We start from the raw sequence: 20,486 nt of genomic DNA on the forward strand, positions 1-20,486 counted from the left end.
AACCTCCGGTTACCGCGCAGGCCGTCGTGTCAGGGGTCTTTTACTAGACTCACCGCCTCATCACCTGGACGGTGGCACAAACCACTGCCACCGTTCAGGTCCTCCCACCTGAAGGTTCAGGGAATCAGCCCTGCGAATCCTCCGTCTCGATGCTGATCATCCAGCTGGTGCCGAACTTGTCGGTCAACATGCCGAACATATCGCCCCAGGGCGCTTTCTCCAGCGGCAGCGTCATTTGTCCGCCGTCGAGCAGCTTGTCCCAGTACCCACGCAGCTGCTCCCCGTCGTTGCCGCTCAGCGAAATGGAGTAGCTGCTGCCTTCGTCCAGATTCATACTGCTCGGAGTATCTGAAGCCATCAGGACCATCCCGTTATCGGTGGTCAGGGACGAGTGCATGATCTTGTTCGCCTCGGCCGGGTCATCGGCCATATTCATCTCCGCGAACGTGCTGCTTTCCAGGGTTCCGCCGAAGACGCTCTGATAAAACGCCATGGCATCCCGGGCGTTGTCCCGGAAGCTGAGGTACGGATTCAGGGTGGTGGACATAATGCTCTCCTTCGAACTCCGTGGGGTGAGTTTTCGGTACGCCGCCAGAGTAGGCTCTGCACCGGCGCGGAGGAAGGGTTAGCCCGCGCCTTGTGCCGACCGAGTGCGGATCTTGGGCGGACAGGTATCAGGTGAGGAACACTCCTCCGCAGTGCCTCGACTACCAAGTAGTTTTCCTACAACGGAGTGCCGTGCGTCACGTCTCAGATAAATCTCCCTACACTCGCGGGATGGATTTCCTTTTAAGTTTGCTCACCGCCGTCGGCGGGGCGTTCCTCGGCACCATGGCAGCTTTCCTATCGGAACGGTGGCTGCGTACAAGCGATGCAAAGCGCGTTGAGGCAGCAGCACTTAACAACCTGATCACGGATTTACACTTGCGCCGATCTCTCACGCCAATCACCCCGAAGAAGAGTTATCTGGAGCCCAACGACGACAGGAAATTCACCGGCGAGGCGATCATGCAGATTCGCACAAGTATTAGGGACGCACGATTGGCATTAAGGCCGAAGTCTTCAGAGAGCTTTCAAGCATTGGTTCGCATGTCCTCGGCTTGCAACGCCTATCTGGAGAACGTCCAGAACCGGCCGGAGGATTATCAGTTTGAATTGCATGAACTTCGCCTCGTGTTCTCAACGACGATCAAGACTCTCAGCCAAAACGGGGACGTTGTGATGCGGGAACCCGGGGCCGCGGCATTTGACCTATCTCCGATGGCCGGCTGATCCTGTCCCTCTTACAATCTCGTTCGCAGACCAGACCGCGAAACCCGGTCGCAATGACACAACCACTTCCACCCCCCCTAAGCTCCCGCCGCAGCCAGCATCGCGTCGATGCTCTCCCGCGAAAGCGCATGCTGAAGGGCCAGCACCCCCGCCCCGACAATCCCGGCGTCGAGCCCCGACACCGACTGCACCACCTGCAGGTGCTGCGTGGCCAGCGGCATGGTCCGCGAGTAAATCACCTCCCGCACCCCGGCAATAAAATGCTCCCCGGTCAGGGCCATGGACCCGCCAATCACGATCACTGCCGGATTCATCATGCTCAGGCAGGCCGAGAGAACCTCGCCCACATCCCGGCCCGCCTGCCGGACCAGCTGCAGCGCTTCCTGGTCTCCCTGCCGCACCAGCGCCACCACGTCCAGGCTGTCCGCGATCGAATGACCCGAGGCCCGCAGCTTCAGGGCCACCGCCGGACCTGCGGCCACGGCCTCCAGACAGCCGGAATTCCCGCACCGGCACAGCAGCTCAGCACCGCGCGGAACGCGGATGTGCCCGATGTCCCCGGCCACGCCGTCGGCGCCGCGCAGCAGCGTCCCGTTGCAGATGATCCCGGCCCCGATGCCGGTGGCCACCTTCACGAAGATCAGGTTCTCGACGCCGGGCCAGGCCGCCGCTCGCTCCCCCACCGACATGACATTCACATCGTTGTCCACCAGCACCGGCACACCGAAGCGCGCGTGCAGGTAGCCGGGCACGTCAAAGCCGTGCCAGCCGGGCATGATCGGCGGGTTGATCGGCCGGCCCGTGCTGTGTTCCACCGGTCCGGGCACCCCAACGCCGATCGCCAGCAGGTCACCCGTCCCATGCCCGGCGTGCTCCAGCAGCCCGGAAGCCAGTTCCGCAACGATATCCAGCACCGTCTCCGGACCTTCGCTCACCAGCAGGTTCCGGGAGGCGTCCGCCAAACGGGTTCCGGCCAGATCGGTCAGCCCCACCCGCAGGTGCGAGGCGCCGATATCCACGCCGAGCACCGTTTTGACGTCCGCCCGCAGGCCGAACCGCGACGACGGCCGCCCGCCGGTGGACGCGGCGTCGTCCACCGGGCCCACCAGCCCCAGCTCCATCAGCGCATCCACCCGCAGGGCGATGGTGGACCGGGCGGCGTCCAGCAGATCGGCCAGTTCGGTGCGGGTGCGCGGCTGCCCGTCGCGCAGCAGCTGGAACAATTCGCTGGCTCCCGAGACCGTGGACATGGCTGCCTAAATCATTCGCCCGCTCACAGCGCACCTTTGCGCCGGGTGGTTCCCCGGACCGCGAACCGCTGCTGCAGCAGCACCGCCACCACAATGATGGCGCCCTTGGCCACCTGCTGCACGGAAGTGTCCAGATTGTTCTGCGTGAACACGTTGGTGAGGATACTGAACAGCAGCACGCCCAGCACGGTGCCCACGATGGTGCCGCGCCCGCCAATCAGCAGGGTTCCGCCGACAACGACGGCGGCAATGGAGTCGAGCTCGAACAGCCCGCCGTGCGTGGACGTGCCGGCGGTGGTGCGGCCCAACATCATGACACCGGCGATCCCGACCGTGGTTCCGGAGAGCACATACAGCCAGACAATGTGCCGCTTGACCTTGATGCCCGCCAGCCGGGCAGCCTCCAGGTTCCCGCCGATCGCCACCGTGCGCCGTCCAAACGTGGTCCGGTTGAGCAGGAACCAGCCGGCCGCCGCCACCAGCAGGAAAATCCAGATCAGCAGCGGTACGCCCAGCACGTTGGAGCGCATGACGGCGAGGAAGTCCCGTTCGATGACAATCTGCGTGCTCCTTCCGGAGATCAGTTCCGCGGCGCCGCGGGCGGCCACCAGCATGGCCAGGGTGGCGATGAACGCCACCACGTTGCCGTAGGCGATGATCACCCCGTTGATCAGCCCCGCGAAGATCCCGACGGCGAGCGCCACCGCCACCATTAGCAGCCAGCTGCTCTCGGCGGCAGTGCGCTGGACGGCGGCCAGGGACGCAACCACGGTGGTCAGGCCCATGACCGAACCGACCGAGAGGTCAATGCCGCCGGCAGTGATCACAAAGGTCATGCCCACACAGATCACCCCGATGATCGAGGCGTAGCGCAGGATGGTCAGTGCATTGTCCACGCTGAGGAACCGCTCCCCGCTGGTCACCGCGCCCACCACGCACAGCAGCAGCAGGGCAATCACCAGGCCGAGGTTGCGTCCGGCGGACCCTCCAAAGACTCTCCGCAGCGGGTTGGTCCGGGCGGGCCCGACGGCGTCGGCACCGTCCGCGGCCGGCTCCAGCGCCGTCGTGTTCTGCTCGCTCACTGTGCACTTCCTTTCAGGACCAGATCAAGCACGCCGTGCTCGTCAATGTCGCTTGCGTTCCTGACGGCCAGGACCCGGCCGGCATCCAGCACCAGCACCCGGTCCGCCAGCCCGATGACTTCCTCGATTTCGCTCGAGACCACCACAATGGCGACACCGTCGGCGGCCAGCCCGCGGATCAGGGCATAGATCTCCGTTTTGGCGCCAACGTCGACGCCGCGGGTGGGTTCATCCAGCAGCAGTACCCGGGTGCCGTGAATAAGCCAGCGGGCCAGCAGCACCTTCTGCTGATTGCCTCCGGACAGCGTGCGGGCCGGCCGGTCCGGGTCCTTCGGTTCCACTTGCAGTGCGGTCATCTGCTGGCGGGCGGCGGCTTTCTCCGCCCGCTCGTTCAACAGGCCGCGGCGGGCAAACCGGGCAAAGGTGGACAGCGTGGCGTTCATAAAAATCGGTTTTTCCAGCAGCAGGCCCTGGCTTTTGCGCTCCTCCGGAGACAGACCGACTCCGGCCGCAACTGCGGCGCTGACGGACCCGGGCCGCAGCGTCTTGTCGCTCACGCTCACTGTTCCGGCTGTGGCTTTTCGCGCCCCGTACACCGTCTCCAGGATTTCCGACCGCCCGGAACCCACCAGCCCGGCAAGTCCCAGGACCTCGCCGGCATGCACTGTGAAGCTCACGTCGGCAAAGGATCCGGCCAGGCCCAGCCCCTGCACCTGAAGCATCGCCGGCGCTGCTGACGGTTCCGCGGCCCGCGGCGGGAACACATTGGCAACATCCCGTCCCGTCATCAGCCGAACCAACTCACTGCGGGTTGCGGCCGCCACCGGCAGCGACGAGGCAGTGCTGTACCCGTCCTTAATCACCGAGATCCGGTTGCCGATCTGCCGGATTTCCTCCAGCCGGTGGGAGATGTAAACCACCGCAATCCCCTCAGCGGTCAGCCCCCGGATCACCCGGAACAGGTTCGCCACTTCGCCGGAGTCGAGAATGGCGCTGGGCTCGTCCATGATGATGAGCCGGGCGTCGCGGGACAGCGCCCGGGCCAGGCTGACCACCTGTTTGCCGGCGGCGGACAAGCCGCCCACTTCCGCCGACGGCTGGAGGTTGGAGTGGCCCAGCCGGGCCATGAGCTCGCGGGTCCGGCGCCGGGCATCCCGGACCCGCAGCACTCCCCCGCGGGAATCCTCATGACCGAGAAAGATGTTCTCGGCAACATTCAGTCCGTCCACCACGTCCAGCTCCTGGTACATGGTGGCGATGCCCAGCTCCAGCGCAGCCGTGGGACTGGACAGCTGGACGGGCTGCCCGTTCCAGAAAATGTCGCCGCCGTCGGGCCGGTGCACTCCGGACAGAGCCTTGATCAGGGTGGATTTTCCCGCCCCGTTCTGGCCCAGAACACAATGCACTTCCCCGGGCAGCACTTCAAGGTTCACGTCCTTGAGCGCCCGCACCCCGGCGAAACTCTTGCTCAGGTTTCGGACTTCAAGCAGCGGTTTCGCGCGGTTGGCTCCGGCGCTGGAGGCTTCCATGCGACGGAGCATACACACTTACGTCGATCATCAGTAGGATGCTGGCGATTCTTCGCCGGACTTCTGTTACTGTGGCGGCCATCACAAAGAGGTGCAGGGCATGGATGGGGCCGCCTACTGCTTCTCTTCGCAGCGAAGCATTTATTTTCGGAGGAGAAATCCATGCAGACAGCACACGCAACCGGCCGGAAGCAGCTCCTGACCACCGCGGCATTCATCGCCGTTGGCGGACTGGTCCTCACCGCCTGCTCGCCCGGCGAGGAGGAATCCAACAGCGAACCCACCAACAACTCCGTGGAAGGCAACCAGGCCGAGGGCGACTCCGTCACCATCGGCTTCTCCGGTCCTGCCGCTGACCACGGCTGGCTCGGTGCCATCAACTCCGCGGCGCTGGCGGAAGCCGAGAAGTACCCCGATATCGAGCTGCGGGTGGCTGAAGGCACCAATGACGCCAACCTGCAGATCAGCCAAGTGGAGCAGTTCATCAACGACCGGGTGGACGCCATTGTGCTGCTGCCAACCGACGGCGCGGCACTGACCGACGTCGCAACCCGGGCGATGGAGGCGGGCATTCCCGTGATCAACGTGGACCGGGAATTCTCCAGCCCGTTTGCCGCGCGCACCACGGTTTTGGGCGACAACTACGGCATGGGCGTCAGCGCCGGCACGTACGTCTGCGAGCAGGTGGGCGATCAGCCCGACGCCGTCGTCGCCGAAGTGGCCGGCATTGATTCGCTGCCGCTGACGCAGGACCGCAGCCAGGGATTCAAGGACGCGCTGGAGTCCTGCGGGCTGGAGGTCAGCAACCGGGTGGCCGCTGACTTCACGGTTCAGGGCGGGGAGGCCGCGGCTTCCCAGCTGCTCTCGGCTGCGCCGGAAATTGATGCCCTGTGGAATCATGACGACGACCAGGGCATCGGGGTGCTGGCAGCCATCGATGCCGCGGGCCGGGACGAGTTCATCATGGTGGGCGGTGCCGGCTCGGCAAACGCCATGCGGGAGATTGAGGCCGGTGACGGTGTCCTAAAGGCCACCATCATCTATCCGCACACCCAGGCCGCGGACGGAATCCGGCTGGCCCGGCTGTTGGTGCAGGACAAGGCGATGAGTGACCTGGTGGAAATCGAGGTGCCCAATAGGGTGGTCCTGAACGCCCCGGTGGTGACCTCGGAGAACGTGGACCAGTACCTGCCCACCGCGTTCGAGTCCTGACCTCCAGCATGAGGTCGGCGGCGCCGTCGGACTCTAAGCTCCGGCGGCGCCGCCGGCGGCACGCGCGGCACCGTTAGCGGCTGACGCGGAACGGACCAGGATCACCGTCTCAACAATGAGCGCCAGAAAGGCTGCTCCGGTACCCCAACCACCGCCCGCCACGAACTGCACCACCACGGCAGCCAGCACGCCGGCAGCCGCAGCTGGCCACATTTTTTTCACCACCGGAAGGGCAGCGCGGTGCCCGGCAACCCAGGCCTCGTCGGAGGCCTTCGTGTGCCGGGTACGGATCCCGGCGGAACCGTTTCTGCCAATCAGCCCGTCAGCTGCCTGCCGCGTGACGGCAATGCAGAGGCCCGGCAGGAAAACCAGCACGAACAGCAGCGGAATCAGTCCGCCGAACTCCTCAGACATAGCCCACCGCCCCTCCGCTGCTCAAGAGCATTCGGACCGGAACGGCAGTTTTCCCCAGAGTCATGCCCCGAAACTACCGGAATTCGAACCTAGCGCGCGCTGCGCCGCCGGCTGAACCCGAATGCCACAGCGGCCAGGAGCACCAGACCCTTGATGATCTGCTGCCACGCCGCGTCCACGGAGAGGATGGACAGGCCCTGGTTCAGTACGCCCATCACCAGGCCGCCGATCACCGCGCCGATCACGGTCCCGACGCCGCCCTGCACGGAAGCTCCGCCGATAAACACTGCGGCAATCGCATCGAGCTCGAACCCGCCACCGGCCGAGGCCACCGCTCCCCCGGCGCGGGCGGTGCTGACCACGCCTGCCAGCCCGGCAAGGAAGCCCATGTTCACGAAGATAAAGAAGTTCACCCACTGGGTCTTCACCCCGGACATCATGGCCGCGTTCAGGTTCCCGCCCATGGCGTAGATATGCCGGCCGAAGACGGTCCGGGTCAGCAGGAACGAGTACGCCAGCACCAGCACGGCCAGCACGATCAGGATGATGGGAGTGCCCCGGTTGTACGCCAGCAGGTAGCACAGGTACATGATGGCAACCACGGCAATGCCGATCTTGAACCAGAAGGACACGCTGCGTTCGCGCGGCAGGCCCAGCCGCTGCAGGTCGGCGCGGGCCTTGAGCTGCTGCACGATCACCGCCACCGAGGCAATGGCCCCGATGCCCAAGGTGATGAGGTCCGGGGTGCCGGTGGAGGGCAGGGTGCCGGAGCCGATCGCGTTGAACGGGCGGGGCAGGCCGCTGACTGTGCCGCCGGTGAGCAACACCAGGGCCACGCCGCGGAAGATGAGCATCCCGGCCAGCGTCACAATAAAGGCGGGTATCCCCACAAACGCCACCCAGAAGCCTTGCCATGCACCGATCACGGCGCCGACGGCGAGCGAGAGGACAACGGCACCCCACCAGGGCAGTCCCCAGTTGTTCATGGACAGCGCGGCCACGGCACCGACCACTGCCACCACCGATCCCACGGACAGGTCGATGTGCCCGGCAATGATCACCATGACCATGCCGATGGCCAGGATCAGCACGTAGGCGTTCTGCTGGATCAGGTTGGAGACGTTGCCGGGATACAGCAGCCGTCCGCCGGTGAGGACTTGGAAAAGCAGGATGATGACGACGAGCGCGGCGAGGATGCCGTACTGCCGCAGGTCCACACGGAGTCGCTTTTTCGACGTCGCCGTCGGGCGCGGCGGGAGCGGTGCCTTCGCCTGTTCTGGAGTGGTGGTGGTCATGGTGCTTGTACTCCTTGGGTTCGGGCTGCGGTCATGTGGCGCATCAGTTCTTCCTGTGTGGCATCGGCGCGCTGCACCTCGGCATTGAGCCGGCCTTCGGCAATGGTGTAGATGCGGTCGGCGAGCCCGATCAGTTCGGGCAGTTCACTGGAAATGACAATGACGGCTTTGCCCTGCGCCGCCATTTCGTTGATGATTCCGTAAATTTCAAACTTGGCGCCGACGTCGATCCCGCGCGTCGGCTCGTCGAGGATCAGCACCTCGGGACCGGAATAGATCCACTTGCTGAGCACGACTTTCTGCTGGTTCCCGCCGGAGAGGTTTCCGACGAGCGAGGACACGTTGGGTGTCTTGATGTTCATCTGCTGCCGGTAGTCATCGGCGACACCGTATTCCCGGTTGCGGTCGATGATGCCCAGCCGGGCGAGTTTCCCCAGGGCCGCGGCCGAGACGTTTACCACCACACTGCCGATCAGGTTCAGTCCGTAGCGCTTGCGGTCTTCACTGACGTAGGCAATGCCGTTGCGGATCGCCTCGCCCACGGTGCGGGTGCGGATTTCCTTCCCGTCCTTGTAGACCGTGCCGGAGATGCCGCTGCCGTAGGAACGGCCGAAAATGCTCATCGCCAGTTCGGTGCGGCCGGCACCCATCAGCCCCGCGAAACCGACAATTTCACCGGCACGGACGGAGAAGGACGCGTTGTCCACGACCACGCGGTCCACGTCGATCGGGTGGTGCACCGTCCAGTTCTCGACCCGGAATTTCTCCGCGCCGATGTTCGGTTCGCGCGGCGGAAACTGAGAATCCAACGGCCGGCCGACCATGGCCCGGATGATGCGGGTTTCAATGTCGTTGGTGTCGGTGACCGGGAAGGTTTCGATGGTGCGGCCGTCGCGGATCACGGTAACCGTGTCGGCGATGGCACGGATTTCGTTGAGCTTGTGGGAAATGATGATCGAGGTGATGCCCTGGTCGCGGAGCTGCGCGATCAGCCCCAGCAGGTGCGCCGAGTCGCCGTCGTTCAGGGCGGCCGTCGGCTCGTCCAGGATGAGGATCTTCACTTCCTTGGAGAGCGCCTTGGCAATTTCCACCAGCTGCTGCTTGCCCACGCCCAGCTCAAGGACCTTCGTGGCCGGGCTTTCATCCAGCCCCACCCGCTCCAGCAGTGCTGCAGCCTCCAAGTTGGTCCGGTTCCAGTCGATCACGCCGCCGCGGGCAACTTCGTTGCCCAGGAAGATGTTCTCGGCGATGGACAGGTACGGACTCAGCGCCAGCTCCTGGTGGATGATCACGATCCCGTCCCGCTCGCTGTCGTTGATCGACCCGTAGCTGACTTTTTTGCCGTCCAGCGTGATGGTGCCCTCGAAGCTGCCGTGCGGGTACACGCCGCTGAGGACCTTCATCAGGGTGGATTTGCCGGCGCCGTTTTCGCCGCAGATGGCGTGCACGCCCCCGCGCTCAACATCCACCGAAACGCCGTCGAGCGCTTTGATGCCGTTGAACTCCTTCACAATGCCGTTCATGGAGAGGATGACGTCATTCATGCCGTTCTCGTTTCGGTACAGGGACAAAGCGGGGCGCGGACCTGCCGCGCCCCGCTTATGTCGTAAGGAAGGTCGCGAGCTTAGAGTCCGACGTCGCCGGCGCTGACGAAGCCCGAGTCCACCAGCGTTGTCTGCACGTCATCCTTGGTGACCACGACCGGGTCCAGGATGTAGGTGGGAACCACCTTGACCCCGTTGTCGTACGTTTCGGTGTCGTTGACCTCAGGATCTTCCCCGGCCACGAGCGCATCAATCATGGTTTCCACCTGTGCGCCGAGTTCGCGGGTGTCCTTCCAGACGGTCATCGACTGGCGGTCGGCGAGCAGCGCCTTCACGGCGGCGACGTCGGCGTCCTGGCCGGTGATGAGCGGCCAGTCGGTGCCGGGCGTGTAGCCGGCACCGTCCAGCGAGGCTTCAATACCCAGCGCCAGGCTGTCATTGGGCGAAAGCACGACGTCGACCTTGTCACCGCCGGTGTAGAAGGACTGGAGCCGGTTGTCCATCTCTGCCTGCGCGTCGACGGACTGCCAGCCGAGGATGCCGATGGAGGTCCACTCGTCATTGCTGGCCGGGGACTTGCCGGAGGGAACCACCAGCTGGCCCTTCTCCACGTAGGGAAGCAGCACGTCCCAGGCGCCGCCGAAGAAGAAGGACGCGTTGTTGTCGTCCGGGCTGCCGGCGAAGGGTTCAAGGTTGAACGGGCCCTTGCCCTCTGCCAGTCCGAGCTGCTCTTCGAGGAACTCGCCCTGCAGCTGGCCAACCTTGTAATTGTCGAACGTGGCGTAGTAGTCCACCGCGTCGGTGCCGTTGATCAGGCGGTCGTAAGCAATAACGGTGACGTCCTGCTCCTTGGCGCTCTCCAGGGTGGGGCCGAGGGTTTTGCCGTCAATGGCCGCAACCACGAGGATCTTCGCCCCGCCGGCAACCTGGTTCTGGATCTGGCTGATCTGCTGGTCCGTCTTGTCATCGGCGTACTGCAGGTCCACGCTGCAGCCCTTGGCCTTGAGTTTTTCCTCCAGGCCCTCGCCGTCGTTGATCCACCGCTCCAGGCTGCGGGTAGGCATTGAAATTCCGACGTTGCACTCGGCGGCATCGCCTTCGCCGCCTGAATCGGATGAACCGGCCGGGGCGCAGGCCGACATCCCGGCCGCGAGTCCGAGGGTAAGAAAGAGGGTCGAAACGTGCTTGATTCGGGTCATCATTGAGCCTTCGAAAAGGATCCGCCTGCTGCTGGGTCTTGGGCCGACCGTCGCGGAGTTGCAGGCGGGGCCACGCTGTAGTGCTTAGGCTGGATCGGACGGGTACAACGCTGTAGCGCCACCGTGACGGAGCGACCGTCGCGGATTTGCAGGCGGGGACAACAATCCCACTGTGGAGCCCGGTAGGCAAGCAAAGTTATCTAATCGCAACGCCCGCCCGGCTCGGGTGGCGCATTCTCCGAGGTTGCGGACTGTTTCACCCGGCGGTTTGGGCGGTCCCCGGACCTGCTGACCGCCGGTAGCCGCTGGGCGTGAAACCCAGGACCTCACGGAAAGCGGCAGCCAGGTGGGCGTGGTCGGCGTAGCCCAGCTCGGCGGCGATGTCCGCAATGACGGCTCCGGGTTCGGTCCGCAGCCGCTCTGCCGCTTCCTGCAGCCGGTAGCGGCGGATCATGGCCAGCGGCGGCAGCCCAACGTGGCGCCGGGCCAGGCGCTGCAGGGTGCGGGCCGAGACGCCCAGCCGCTCCGCCGCTTCGTCAACACGGGTCAGCGACGGGTCGGTCCGGATCAGGTCTTCCAGGCTGTTGGCGAGTTGGGCCTCAGCTGCCGGCACGGGAACTCGGACCTCCAGCCAGCGGACGACGACGGCGGCAGCACGGGCGTGACGGGTATCGCCGCTGTTTCGCTCGCCGTCGTCTCCGGCGCCGCCGTCGTCATCAGCCTTGCCCTCGTTCATCTCTCCGCCGCCTGCTGGGCTCATCGCCGCCACAACCGCGGCGTGCAGGTCCGGAGCCGGGAAGTCGATTTCGAGATCCCGCAGCGCGCCCGGATCGGAGGTGAAGGCCGGCACTGCGGCGGGGCGCAGCAGTACGCCGAAAGCCCACCCGTGACCGCTTAGATCGCGGTGTGAGCGCCGGGTCGCCGGACCGGAAAGGGTGACACCCTCCGGCTGCACAACGAAGTTCAGGGCCGGGAACGGCAGGATCTCCTGGCGCGAGACAACGCCGGGGGCAAGGTTCCATTCCGGAATCCAGAACCAGCGGACCCGGTCTTCCAGCTCCAGCGGCGGAGGCATGCGGCGGAAGGCGGGCAGTCGGGCCGGATAGAGCATGCCGCGCCATAACCCGTCCACGGTTCCTCTCCTTTCCTGTTGCTGTTCCTGTTGCGAACTGAAAGCTGTGTTGGATTAGCGGCTGTCGCGAATCTTCAAGCTGCGGCCGGCACATGCTGCCTAGCCTGACACTATGACTACTTCAGAGAACACTTCCAGCACTGACCAGAACACCGTGGGAGCCACCGGGGCGCACACCACCAACGGTCTTCCGCACGGTTCCACCACTCTTACCCCGTTCTTGGTGGTTCCGGGAGCCCGGGAGGCCCTTGATTTTTACCGGGATGTTTTTGGTGCCCGGGTGGTCGATGTTACCGAGATGGGCGGCGTCGTCGTGCACGCTGACTTGGACTTCGGCACCGGCCGGATGCAGCTGGGCGAACCGAGCCCGGACTACGGATTGGTGCCGCCGCCCGCAGGCGACGGGGACTGCTATTCGATGGGCCTGTATTGCCCCAACGTGAACGACGTTGTGGCGCGCGCCGAAGCGGCCGGCGCCGTGATCCGTGAACCGCTGACCACCTTTGTCAGCGGTGACCGGTATGCCAGCATCCGCGATCCGTTCGGTGTGCGCTGGTCCGTGCTCACCCGGGTGGAGGACCTGTCCGAGGAGGAAAGCGCGCGACGGGTGGCCGAGTGGGCAGCAGCGCAGGGCTCCTGACACCGTAAACGCCCTCTTCCGTAAAACGTTTCCCTGACTTCTGAGCTTCAACCACAACAATGAGAACCCGAATTTACCCATAACTGTGGTGAATATGGCCCTGCCATGATGGACTAAGACGCGGCAAATAATATCGGGAGATCCCAAATCCAGTAACGCAGAGGGATGCTAAGCGGCCTGTTCGGGTTCAAAGGAGACGCCATGGGTAAGCTTGACGGCAAAACAGCAATTGTCACCGGATCTTCCAGGGGAATCGGAGCTGAAGTTGCCCTCCTGCTCGCAGCGGAGGGCGCTGATGTCGTTATTAATTACCGCCAAAAGGCGCCCAGGGCGAATAAAGTGGTCAAGAACATTGTGGACGCCGGAGGCAAAGCGGTTGCTGTCGGTGCGGATCTGACCCAGGACGCAGGAATTCAAGCGCTGATCAACGCTGCGCAGGATTCCTTTGTTGGCCTCGACATTCTGGTACTCAATGCGTCTGGCGGGATGGAAACGGACCTGGGCCAAGGCTATGCACTGCGTCTGAACCGCGACGCCCAAGTTAATATGCTCATGGCCGCCGCGGAGATCATGCCATCGGGGTCCCGAGTAGTATTTGTGACAAGCCATCAGGCGCATTTTATAGATTCCGTAGAAACAACGGCTGACTATGAGGCCGTGGCCAGGAGCAAGCGGGCCGGTGAAGTTGCTTTACGCAAACACATTCCCGAGCTCGATGCCAGGGGAATCACCTTGGTAGTTGTCTCCGGAGACATGATCGAGGGCACGGCGACAACTATGCTCTTGGAGCGAGCCAATCCTGGCGCCGTTGAGGTGCGCCGGGCGGAGGTGGGCCGCCTCTATTCGGTGGGAGAATTCGCGGCTGAAGTCGCGGAAATGGCGACCGCCCCAGTGCCCACCGGCCATATTGAGTATGTAGGCGGCGCCCGCACCTTCCAGGATGACGCCACAGCATAAGGGCCTAGGCAACAAAGTCCTTGAAAGCTGCCTTTCGGACATAATCTCGGGACCGAATGAGAAGTTTCTCAAATGAGGGGTCGTCCGGGCCGGAGAAGAGCGCAGAGTGTCCGGGGATCACCATTCGCTTGACCCCATAATCCAACATGGCCTGATACTGCTCCGCATTGACAAGCCTTCGGCTCCACCCGCGGGCCAGATCGTGTGAAACTTCTGGCCCGGTGGAGAGGCGCTTTCCATTGTCTGACAGGAGGAGACGGGAGGGGGCTTGAAACTTAAAGCGTGAATAAACTTCTTCTTCCAGGCGGTCCGCCAGCGGGGAAAGTGCCGGGCAATGCTCGGCACGCTCAACCGTGTAGAAGATTATTCCTCCAAGTCGCCGGACGCCATCACCGAAACGGTGAACAAGAGAAGCCGTTCCCGAGACGGAAAAGACTCCCCGCTCCTGTACGACGCTGATGTCCAGCCAACCATTTGAATCCTCGGACAGCACATCCGTAATAAGCCGGTCCGTCATTTCTTGGGAAAGACGGGCGTAAAAAACGCAGGCCAAGGGAGCTTCAGCCTCGGAAAAGTAGGTTTCCTCCACCTGGGTGCTCCGGGTGATAAGTTCCACCATTTCCCTAAAGGACAGGCAGCCTGCGTGAACGGCCGCGGTGAGACTCCCAAAAGATTGTCCAGCTAGCAAGTCGGGTTGGCGCCTCGTCAGCTGTTCCCACGTTGCGGCCAACACCAGATGCTCAATCATGTACACCGTTTGGTAGATGTTCCAGTCATAAATCTCAGCTTCGCGATGCCGTTCGAGAAGATCCGGGCCCAGCACGGCTTCCGCCTGCTCCACAAGGTTCTGCCCGTACGGCACGGACTCAAGCAGCTCATAAACGTTAGGCTGCTTATTCGGCACAAGGCCGGAAAAGAGCAGAGCGAGCATGTTCTCTCCTGAAAATGGTGATGTATGAGGCCAATTAACCGAGAACAAGAGCCGCGTTGCTACCCCCGAATCCCGATGAGGAGGACAAGGCAAGGCCGCCTTCGAGAGCCTGCGGTTGTCCCCTCACGAGACACGCAGACGTGGGGATAGGGTCCTCGCAGTTGAGGATTGGCGGTGTTTCTCCAACCCGCAGACTTTCCACGACCACGGCCACCTCTATACCGCCGGCTGCGGCGAGTGTGTGGCCGATATTCGACTTAATGGCCTGGACCGGCACGGAGCTCACCCGATCCATGCCGAGCACGGCAGTGAGGGCTTCCAGCTCAAGCGGGTCGTTCTGGGGTGTCCCGGTGCCGTGAGCGCTGTAGAGACAAATATCCTCTGGGGTTGCGCCGGCCGACGTCATGGCCAGTTGAAGGGCTGAGCGGAGGCCCGCTGCGTCCTGATCCGGATTTGTCAGATGCCCGCGGTTTGTTGACATGCCATAGCCATAAATGCGGGCTACGGGGCCGGCAGTCCGCAGCGCCGCGCGTTCTGGTGACTCGATGATGAAAGCGCAGGCTCCTTCAGCCGGGACAAAGCCACCCCGCCCTGAGTCGAATGGCCGGGAGCACTCCCGTGCGTGCTCAAACTTGTCCGAAGCAGCCGCACCGAGAATGGAGACCTGCGCGAGGCTGAAGGAGTCGATGGTTGCATCAGAGCCGCCACAGATGACAAGGTCCACCACCCCCGCCTCGACCATCATGGACCCGGTGATTATGGCGGTGGTGCTTGACGCGCATTCCGTGTTCACCGTCAAAGTGAGCCCCGTCGCCCCAATGAGTTGCGCAATCATGGCCGGCGTAGCTGAAGGAGATGCATAAACGGCGCTGAAGGGAGATCCGCGCTTGAGGCCTTCGCGCCCCTTCCCCTCAAAGGCACGCATCGCCTTTTGGTACATACCGGGTGTCCCTGAGGAGGAACCCCAAATCACTCCGACCCTCTCCGGAGGGAGGCCGAACAGGGACTCCGTAGAGATGGCGCCCAGATCCCCTGTCCGCTGGCTCAGGAGGTCCGTTACCACACTCATTCCAAGCAGGGTTGAACGATCCGCATGCCGTCTTGTTCGGCTGGGAAGGTGTGAGATGGCCAGCAGAGAGTCATCAACCCGACCAACAGCTTGTCTGGTTTCGTCCTCTGGATCAATTCTGTATTCGAGGCCTGATGCTCCACTGAGAAGCTTCGCAAAGAATGACTCGAGATCGCCACCCAAAGGTCCGAGAACAGCCACCCCTGTGATGGCGCTTCGGGGATTAGCTGTCATGATTCCTACGACGATCGCTAATAGTACTGACCAGCCACTGGACGCTCATGGCACGGCGCCGGTCCGGGTCGCTCATCGCTTCCTTGAATTCCTCTTCCACACTGACGCCAAACTTCTCTTCAGTAAAAACTGTCAGCTCCAGCACCGAAAGTGAATCCATATCGAGATCCTCCAAGAGATGTGATTCAAGATGTACCTCGTCAACTGCAGTATCCGTAGCCTCAGCGAGGAAGGGTAAAAGCTCCTGGGTCGTATCATCAGATTTCATCGGTGAATTCCTTTCGCAAATCACTCTTGGGCGCAATAACGTGTTCAAATATGTGGTCGCGGAATTTGTCGGTCATCCCAGCCTGGCCGAAGACGCGGCCGGCTGCCTGGCGCTGCAGTTGCGCCAAAGCACCGCCGGCGTCGTCACTGAAATCAGCAAGTTCCATAGCAAGCGGAAGCGTGCGTTCAAGGACATCTTCGACGGCTTCCCTGTGCCCCTCTTCAATGCCGATTCGAAGGGCATGCATTCCATAGCTGATGTGACGGGATTCGTCGCGTGTCAATGCCGCGAAGGAACTGCGCACACCGGGAAGGACACCCACACGGCCGAGGAGGCTTACTACGAGGCGTTGTCCGCTTAAAGCCAGCACACCCTCATTCACCATGTGAAAGAGTGCCACTCCGCGAATCCAGGATTCGTAGTCACCTGGATTGTTGGTGATGTTGCCCATGATTTCACCCTCAATAAGGGACAACTCACGATGAGCGGGCTCGGCCATATCCCAGGCTGTCCGCAGCATCGCTTCAGGGCTCTCGTCGACGCCGAGCAACTCTCTCCCGAGACGAAACATGAGCTGCGTGTGTTTGGCTTCGTCGGATGCCTGCGTGGTTATGAAAAGCAGATCTTCCTCGTCGGGGCTGCCTAGCATGACGGGGGCGAGAAGGTCAGTGCCGGTGTACTCGCCGATAATAAATGTGTAAATTAAACGCTCAATTTCCACGCGAAGACGGGCAGGTAATCGGTGGTGGAAATCATAAACGTCCTGCTCAAGATCAATGGCCGACAGCTGCCATTGCTGGCGGTCCCAGCGCTCGAAAAGCTCCTGCGGACCCGGCCGTTCTCCGGCCACTCGGTCGGCGTGCGCGAGAAGGGAAGCTGTATCAACACGGCCGAGTTCCATCACCTCGGCTTCATCCACTCGAAGCGTGCTCCATCGGTCAACCACGAGTCCCCCAACTTAGGTGTGTGGCACGCATGACTCGCGCGCCTGCTAAAAGACGCTACCGGGCAACTCTTGCAAGAGAACTACTCACTTTGGCGATCTCGCTCCTTCTTAAGGAGGAGAAAGCACAGGCGCAATACGACATAGGATTTCGCGTATTGAACCGATAATTGCAGCCCTCCACGTTACCGACCGAAGCAGGAGATTTGCCAAGATGTTTGAGCGGCCACCCGTAGTTTCGCCGCGCACCGGCAGAATCTCCCCAGATGCTTCCGAGTCTTTTGGTCGCTCGCTTCGTGAAGTCCTGGCAGGAAACGATGAGCTTCCTGAAGCGCTGCTCATTGATATCGGGCAATACATCGACGGGGTTTCGGGAGCTTTCTTTGATCAAACATCTCAACGCCAGCGGGTTTCACCGCGCCTCTCGCTGAACCTTGAGCCGGCACAATTCCTCAGGGCGGGCCTTGCCGGCACATCGCTTCCGCGGCAATTACCCATTTACCTCGTGCGCGCACCCGATTCCGTGCGGACCAGGGCTTTCGCGGTCCACGAGACCACCGAATTATCTGAAATCGAGGACAACCTGCTTGGCTTCCTCCTCCCTGGCGAGGTTTTCCTAACACCCCAGCTGATCCTCAAAGGAGATGTTGTCAACAAATGGCTTGCATTTAGGGCGCCTGGGCGGCCGGCGTCGGCATGCGGGGGACGAGCAGTTCCACCGGCCCCGAGCCACGTGGAAAACCGTGGAGCCGAAGAACCTGATGCTGACGGGCTGGCTATCGTGGAGATGGATCTGATGTCTCAGGCAGGCTCGTCCCTTGAAGAACATATTGCCGCTTTCCAAGGCCGGCGCAACGTCCACGATTCCAGGGCAACCGCGGCAGATGTGGGTTCGGTGCCCACAGGGCTGCAGGAAACGTGCCAGTCAATACTGCATGCTTTGGAGGGGCATTCCGGTTTGCCGCGTCTGGACCGACTGGAGTATTTTTTCGCCGGAAGCGGCACACTGGCCGCTCCAGATACGGAAGCTGCTGATTCGCAGGGGGTGCGAGGCTTCCTTACTCCGCCTACCCTGACCTATATGGGTTCCTCGCTGGAGCCCGTCATCTTCTCGCATGCCTGTGCCAGCGTCATTTTTGCCCTGCACCGTGCCCGGGCGAGGATCCGGACCGGGGCCGTGGACGCAGTGCTGCTGGCCGGTGGTCTGCAGCTTTCGCCTGAAACGGTCCAGTCGATGTCCTCTTTAGGGACGCTCAGTAACTGTCAGGCCCGGCCTTTTGACGATCAGCGGGACGGAACCCACATCAGCGCCGGTTACGGCGCGCTCCTGGTCATGCATCCGAATATGGCACGCAGACTGGGTCATACAGTAAGCGGAGTCATACGGTCCCTGCACATCGATGTCGAAGATTTCGGAGCAGCAACTGATTCGGACCAGGTTGCACGGCACCTCTCCTCCACCCTCAATACCGGGTTATGCGCTCCTGATGCAGTCGTTGCCCATGCCACGGGAACCCTACAAGGAGATGATTCCGAAGCGCGTGCCCTCGCCACACTATTAGATCCGGGTACGCCGGTTGTGGCCTCGAAGGGGGCTACCGGCCACCTGCTGCATGCTGCAGGTTTCACAGGGATTGGACATGCGCTCGCTCTCCTCGGACAGTCGACTATCTGCGGGACCATCGGACTAACAAATCCGCTGCAACAGCCTTTGTGGATGCCCGTGGAGGGAGAGAAGGAGTCACTTTCAGGACCTATCCGTCGAGTGCTGGTCACCAGTGTTGGCTTTGGTGGAAATCTGGGTAGCTTGGTTTTGGAGTCCCTTATCCCAGTCGAGCTTCGTTGAGCTTGCGGGCATCCAAGGTGCGTTGGGGCCTACGCCTGACCGCTGCAGATCATCCCATGTTGTCCAGGGTGAAGACTGGTGCCGTCACTGTCCCTTCGGGCCTTCGGGCTTCCAGGGACGCGTCTCCCCCGCAGCGTCCATCACCCGTCCTTCAATCGGCGGTTCAGGTGAACCGGATGAATCAGGGGACCCGGCTTTTCCATCATGCTTCATCTCTTTGACCTCGGACTTGAGGATCCGCATCGATTGTCCCAGACCGCGGGCAATTCCTGGAAGTCTGGCGGCTCCAAAGAGGACTACAGCCAGAACAACCAGGACGAGCACGGCCCACGGATTGTCAAATAACCTGCCCATCATGGCAGTTCCTTTCTCACAGCAAATACCGGCCATGCCTTGAGGGTTTTAACAATTCCTCCATAATCCGGAACGGGCGGCTTATTGCCGTAAGTGTTGACGCCCTCATCGCGTGCAACCACGCGTCAACGAGACTCCGGTCCGGACGCTTCCTCGTTGTAGTTACTGAACAGGGCCCAAACAAGCGAGATTAGCCCGATTACGGCGAAGACTAACCCCACCTTGGCTGGATCGATAATCCCCCACGAGACTCCCGGCATGGTCAACCAAACTATGCCGCCGGCCACAATAGAGACAACGCTCCAGAAAATGTCCTTTTTCTTTTTGTCGCTTTTCATGTCTTGCTCCTTGCGTTCGAAGGGGTGTAGCTGTAGCACATTGCCAATCTAGGCCCTTCAAATCCTCTGCAACATCCTTCGTTAGTTGTGCCGTCTCCTCTGTTTGTAGGAGGCTTCATCGCCCGCATTGGCGAAGAAATTGGTGATGTCGGCAGCCACAAGCTCAGCGGGCAGCTGCCATTGGGGTGCGGATTGCCTCCGGGGAAGGTCTCCGCGGACTGGATGATTGCCTCCGTGTCCGCAGACCCACCAGCCGTCGAAACCTTCCACGCGCCAATTCTGAGGGTCGGTTTTCGCGATCGCTGCCGAGTCCGCCGGTCCAAGTGGACTGGCATAGGACAAGCCGCGGGGGTCAACAAAAGCACGGATTGTCCAAGTCTCAGAGCCGCTGTCGTCGCGGTCTTCCCAGTCCTTGTGGTCCCCAAACCGGAGCACCTTCGCCTCACAGAGCGCCTGCCATTCGGCGTACCGCTCGAGTGGAGGCCCTGACGTGTACTTTGAAGCAACCCTGCTCAGCGCTGCAACATGCGTGGCAGGCAGTGTGCCGCCCCTGAAGGCAAAGGCTTCAACAATGCGTGCGACGCGGCTCTGCACGGCCACAGCTTCGTCTCGGTCGAGTGCTGCCATTTCTTCGAGCTGTTCAGACAGCCGGTTGACGCGTGAAGCGGCTCCTGCTGTCTCACTTTGAGATAGTTCGCATGCCTCCTCAACGATCTGCTGCGCGCCAGCAACATCCGTCGAGCGGAGAAAGGCTTCCATGGTTGCCCTGGGGATTTCTGTGGCAGTCCATTTGCCTTCGGTTGGCCATGATGGGCGCCGTATTTCCCTGGAACGTGAACCTGCACTGATGCATGGTTCAAGACCAGAACGCGAGTATTTGAGCGCCGCGTCGTCATATCGATACTGCCCGCCCCGATCAAGGGTCAAGGCGTTAATGACGTCTATCGCTCCCAGGCCCAGACCATAGACCTCGACTC

General features: G+C 62.2%; 21 protein-coding genes. 5 read left to right on the forward strand and 16 right to left on the reverse strand.

Annotation, left to right across the window (positions count from 1 at the left end; genetic code table 11):
• Positions 1-124: 124 nt before the first annotated feature.
• Positions 125-547, reverse strand: coding sequence for a VOC family protein (locus tag AAE021_RS12320; protein ID WP_342022628.1), 423 nt, complete (start codon positions 545-547; stop codon positions 125-127).
• 230 nt (positions 548-777) lie between these two features.
• On the opposite strand from AAE021_RS12320, the gene AAE021_RS12325 reads away from it, so the two are divergent.
• Positions 778-1,272 carry a hypothetical protein gene (locus AAE021_RS12325; RefSeq protein ID WP_342022629.1) on the forward strand — a complete coding sequence of 165 codons (495 nt, stop codon included), beginning with the start codon at positions 778-780 and terminating at the stop codon, positions 1,270-1,272.
• Between the two features lie 77 nt (positions 1,273-1,349).
• Here AAE021_RS12325 and AAE021_RS12330 read toward each other — a convergent pair whose 3' ends face one another.
• From AAE021_RS12330 to AAE021_RS12340, 3 genes are read right to left on the reverse strand one after another with little or no spacing between them, the layout of a single operon-like run.
• Positions 1,350-2,522: an ROK family transcriptional regulator gene (locus AAE021_RS12330; RefSeq protein WP_342022630.1), complete on the reverse strand. Its 1,173-nt coding sequence runs from the start codon at positions 2,520-2,522 to the stop codon at positions 1,350-1,352.
• A 23-nt stretch (positions 2,523-2,545) separates the two neighbouring features.
• Positions 2,546-3,604: an ABC transporter permease gene (locus AAE021_RS12335; RefSeq protein ID WP_342022631.1), complete on the reverse strand. Its 1,059-nt coding sequence runs from the start codon at positions 3,602-3,604 to the stop codon at positions 2,546-2,548.
• On the reverse strand, positions 3,601-5,133 hold the full coding sequence (locus AAE021_RS12340; RefSeq protein ID WP_342022632.1) for a sugar ABC transporter ATP-binding protein: 1,533 nt from the start codon (positions 5,131-5,133) through the stop codon (positions 3,601-3,603). Before AAE021_RS12340 ends, AAE021_RS12335 begins: the two co-directional genes overlap by 4 nt.
• A 162-nt stretch (positions 5,134-5,295) precedes the next feature.
• Here AAE021_RS12340 and AAE021_RS12345 point away from each other — a divergent pair, with 162 nt between their 5' ends.
• Positions 5,296-6,345, forward strand: coding sequence for a substrate-binding domain-containing protein (locus AAE021_RS12345; RefSeq protein ID WP_342022633.1), 1,050 nt, complete (start codon positions 5,296-5,298; stop codon positions 6,343-6,345).
• Positions 6,346-6,378: 33 nt separating this feature from the next.
• Here AAE021_RS12345 and AAE021_RS12350 read toward each other — a convergent pair whose 3' ends face one another.
• From AAE021_RS12350 to AAE021_RS12370, 5 genes are all read right to left on the reverse strand, one after another.
• Positions 6,379-6,759: an SdpI family protein gene (locus AAE021_RS12350; RefSeq protein WP_342022634.1), complete on the reverse strand. Its 381-nt coding sequence runs from the start codon at positions 6,757-6,759 to the stop codon at positions 6,379-6,381.
• An 89-nt stretch (positions 6,760-6,848) separates the two neighbouring features.
• Complete coding sequence (gene mmsB, locus AAE021_RS12355; RefSeq protein WP_342022635.1) at positions 6,849-8,054, reverse strand: multiple monosaccharide ABC transporter permease; 1,206 nt, start codon at positions 8,052-8,054, stop codon at positions 6,849-6,851.
• Positions 8,051-9,598 (reverse strand): multiple monosaccharide ABC transporter ATP-binding protein, encoded by a 1,548-nt coding sequence (mmsA, locus tag AAE021_RS12360; protein WP_342022636.1) that lies wholly within the window; start codon positions 9,596-9,598, stop codon positions 8,051-8,053. The genes mmsB and mmsA overlap by 4 nt, the downstream gene beginning before the upstream one ends.
• Before the next feature lie 80 nt (positions 9,599-9,678).
• Complete coding sequence (gene chvE, locus AAE021_RS12365; protein WP_425362399.1) at positions 9,679-10,800, reverse strand: multiple monosaccharide ABC transporter substrate-binding protein; 1,122 nt, start codon at positions 10,798-10,800, stop codon at positions 9,679-9,681.
• A gap of 253 nt (positions 10,801-11,053) precedes the next feature.
• Positions 11,054-11,929, reverse strand: coding sequence for a helix-turn-helix domain-containing protein (locus tag AAE021_RS12370; protein ID WP_342022638.1), 876 nt, complete (start codon positions 11,927-11,929; stop codon positions 11,054-11,056).
• A gap of 112 nt (positions 11,930-12,041) precedes the next feature.
• On the opposite strand from AAE021_RS12370, the gene AAE021_RS12375 reads away from it, so the two are divergent.
• Together AAE021_RS12375 and AAE021_RS12380 are read left to right on the forward strand one after the other, a co-directional pair.
• Positions 12,042-12,569, forward strand: a complete 528-nt coding sequence (locus AAE021_RS12375; RefSeq protein ID WP_342022639.1) for a VOC family protein — start codon at positions 12,042-12,044, stop codon at positions 12,567-12,569.
• Between the two features lie 201 nt (positions 12,570-12,770).
• Positions 12,771-13,526: an SDR family oxidoreductase gene (locus AAE021_RS12380; protein WP_342022640.1), complete on the forward strand. Its 756-nt coding sequence runs from the start codon at positions 12,771-12,773 to the stop codon at positions 13,524-13,526.
• Between the two features lie 4 nt (positions 13,527-13,530).
• Here the strand turns inward: AAE021_RS12380 and AAE021_RS12385 are convergent, their stop codons facing one another.
• From AAE021_RS12385 to AAE021_RS12400, 4 genes are read right to left on the reverse strand one after another with little or no spacing between them, the layout of a single operon-like run.
• Entirely contained in the window at positions 13,531-14,457 is a 927-nt protein-coding gene (locus AAE021_RS12385; protein ID WP_342022641.1) for a hypothetical protein, read from the reverse strand.
• A gap of 34 nt (positions 14,458-14,491) precedes the next feature.
• Entirely contained in the window at positions 14,492-15,760 is a 1,269-nt protein-coding gene (locus tag AAE021_RS12390; protein WP_342022642.1) for a beta-ketoacyl-[acyl-carrier-protein] synthase family protein, read from the reverse strand.
• Positions 15,750-16,028, reverse strand: coding sequence for an acyl carrier protein (locus tag AAE021_RS12395; RefSeq protein ID WP_342022643.1), 279 nt, complete (start codon positions 16,026-16,028; stop codon positions 15,750-15,752). The genes AAE021_RS12390 and AAE021_RS12395 overlap by 11 nt, the downstream gene beginning before the upstream one ends.
• Complete coding sequence (locus AAE021_RS12400; protein ID WP_342022644.1) at positions 16,018-16,947, reverse strand: ribonucleotide-diphosphate reductase subunit beta; 930 nt, start codon at positions 16,945-16,947, stop codon at positions 16,018-16,020. Before AAE021_RS12400 ends, AAE021_RS12395 begins: the two co-directional genes overlap by 11 nt.
• Positions 16,948-17,185: 238 nt before the next feature.
• Here AAE021_RS12400 and AAE021_RS12405 point away from each other — a divergent pair, with 238 nt between their 5' ends.
• Positions 17,186-18,817, forward strand: coding sequence for a beta-ketoacyl synthase N-terminal-like domain-containing protein (locus tag AAE021_RS12405; RefSeq protein ID WP_342022645.1), 1,632 nt, complete (start codon positions 17,186-17,188; stop codon positions 18,815-18,817).
• A gap of 84 nt (positions 18,818-18,901) precedes the next feature.
• On the opposite strand, the gene tatA is transcribed toward AAE021_RS12405, so the two are convergent.
• From tatA to AAE021_RS12420, 3 genes are all read right to left on the reverse strand, one after another.
• The gene (gene tatA, locus AAE021_RS12410; RefSeq protein WP_342022646.1) at positions 18,902-19,174 is read right to left on the reverse strand and encodes a Sec-independent protein translocase subunit TatA; all 273 of its coding nucleotides are present in this window, start codon (positions 19,172-19,174) and stop codon (positions 18,902-18,904) included.
• Between the two features lie 122 nt (positions 19,175-19,296).
• Positions 19,297-19,509, reverse strand: a complete 213-nt coding sequence (locus AAE021_RS12415) for a transglycosylase (protein WP_342022647.1) — start codon at positions 19,507-19,509, stop codon at positions 19,297-19,299.
• 81 nt (positions 19,510-19,590) lie between these two features.
• Complete coding sequence (locus tag AAE021_RS12420) at positions 19,591-20,268, reverse strand: hypothetical protein (RefSeq protein ID WP_342022648.1); 678 nt, start codon at positions 20,266-20,268, stop codon at positions 19,591-19,593.
• Between the last annotated feature and the right edge of the window lie 218 nt (positions 20,269-20,486).

It is taken from the genome of Arthrobacter citreus, assembly GCF_038405225.1.
GTDB classification, from domain to species: Bacteria; Actinomycetota; Actinomycetes; order Actinomycetales; family Micrococcaceae; genus Arthrobacter_B; species Arthrobacter_B citreus_A.